The sequence below is a fragment of the Photobacterium andalusiense genome, from assembly GCF_900185625.1.
GTDB classification, from domain to species: Bacteria; Pseudomonadota; Gammaproteobacteria; order Enterobacterales; family Vibrionaceae; genus Photobacterium; species Photobacterium aquimaris.
Genome location: NZ_FYAJ01000055.1, coordinates 1 through 658, shown reverse-complemented (window position 1 = coordinate 658; position 658 = coordinate 1). Strand labels below are relative to the sequence as shown.

Here is a 658-nt window from a genome sequence, read left to right as displayed (position 1 = left end):
CCCGTCCGCCGCTCGTCAGCATTGATAGCAAGCTATCAATCTGTTACCGCTCGACTTGCATGTGTTAGGCCTGCCGCCAGCGTTCAATCTGAGCCATGATCAAACTCTTCAATTAAAGTTTTGTTGTTTCTTTCGAAACGGCTCAATGAATACTGACTTCAAAACTACCTTAGTAATTTTAAAGCTATTACCATTCCAACAGAATGGTAATGAATTGACTGTGCCAAATAACCGTAGTTATTTGTATTGGTCACTCAGTTCATTGATAAATCTTTCGACTTAACTATTCAACGAGTGCCCACACAGATTGCATGGTCAAATTGTTAAAGAACGTTGACTTTCAATGCCTTAGCGCTTTACGCTTCAGCAAGTCAGGTGGCGTATAATACGCTTTTCTGATATTCAGTCAAGACAAAATTTTCATCTTTTTTATCAATTGATTAAAAAGTAAAAACTCTCTATTGACGTCGCTCACATTTCAATCAGTGAGAGCGAAATAAAAGCCCGTTCATTGAACGGGCTCTCATAATTTGAAGCCTGGCGATGTCCTACTCTCACATGGGGAGACCCCACACTACCATCGGCGCTATTACGTTTCACTACTGAGTTCGGCATGGGATCAGGTGGGTCCATAACGCTATGGTCGCCAAGCAAATTC

2 rRNA genes are annotated in these 658 nt (G+C 41.6%); both read right to left on the bottom strand.

Going from position 1 to position 658, the window contains the following annotated elements:
• Window positions 1-115, bottom strand: a 16S ribosomal RNA gene (locus tag PAND9192_RS20405); the annotation flags it as partial.
• Window positions 116-535: 420 nt separating this feature from the next.
• Window positions 536-651, bottom strand: a 5S ribosomal RNA gene (gene rrf / locus PAND9192_RS20400).
• Between the last annotated feature and the right edge of the window lie 7 nt (window positions 652-658).